2 protein-coding genes are annotated in these 952 nt (G+C 61.2%); both read left to right on the top strand.

The window, feature by feature from the left end; genetic code table 11:
- Nucleotides 1-486: magnesium chelatase domain-containing protein (locus P792_RS36725; protein ID WP_035440568.1), on the top strand; the 486-nt coding region annotated here is incomplete at its 5' end.
- Between the two features lie 310 nt (nt 487-796).
- Nucleotides 797-952, top strand: a 156-nt coding sequence (locus tag P792_RS39700; RefSeq protein WP_035440705.1) for a YigZ family protein, incomplete at its 3' end; no start/stop codon positions are given.

The raw sequence follows: 952 nt of genomic DNA, 5'->3' as shown, positions 1-952 counted from the left end.
ACACGCCCCGTCCTGCTGGAAATTCAGGCCCTCGTCTCACCCAAGGCCGGTGAAGGCGCAGCCAGACGTGCGGTAGTCGGGTGGGAAACGGCACGGCTCAACATGCTTCTGGCTGTTCTTGAAGCCCGCTGCGGCCTCAAGATGGCTGGAATGGACGTGCATCTCAACATTGCGGGCGGCCTGCGGATCAGTGAGCCAGCCTGCGATATGGCGGTGGCAGCTGCATTGATCTCGGCCGCGACGGGCGTACCGACATCGGCGGGCTCAACCTATTTCGGCGAGGTCGGGCTGTCCGGTGAGGTGCGTCAGGTCTCGCAAACGGATCTTCGCCTCAAGGAAGCCCAGAAACTTGGCTTCGCACAGGCCATCCTCCCCCGGCGTGTGGCGAGCGGAGGCGCACGCCCCAAGCCTCCCGAAGGATTGGCGCTGAAGGAAATCGGTCATCTGAACGATCTGGTGGAGCTGTTCCAGCCGCTTGACGAGTAAGCGCATCGTCCTGAGCCGTCGGGCAATGAGCGTCCGCATAGGATGTGCCGAACAGGTGCAAAAGACTGCCCGGTAACCGGGGCACCCGCTCCTTTTCAGGCCTCGTGCGCAATCACCGCGCCAGGGTCGGCGTTATGGCAGAGGCAACCTCATAAGCACGGGATTTTTGAAAAGCCGCGATCATGTGGCCCGAGCAGGACCGCGACACACCTGTTCCCACCGCCCTTGCAAAACCTGTTCAGGCCTGCTTCCTGACCGGAGAAGAACCGCAACTCAGAACCCGAAAAGGGCGAGGCAGGATTTAGGACGCATGACCCGAACACTGGTGGCTGAAACGCAGCAGGACACTGTGGTCAAGAAGAGCCTGTTTCGTGTCCATGCTGCGCCGATTGCCCATGAAGCCGAGGCACTGGCTTTTTTCGAGCGCGTGCGTGTGCCAGATGCCACTCATAATTGCTGGGCATGG

This window comes from Asaia sp. SF2.1, assembly GCF_000505765.1.
Lineage (GTDB): Bacteria > Pseudomonadota > Alphaproteobacteria > Acetobacterales > Acetobacteraceae > Asaia > Asaia bogorensis.
The sequence above is the reverse complement of the archived record's forward strand: the minus strand, read 5'-3'. Positions and strand labels throughout refer to the sequence as shown.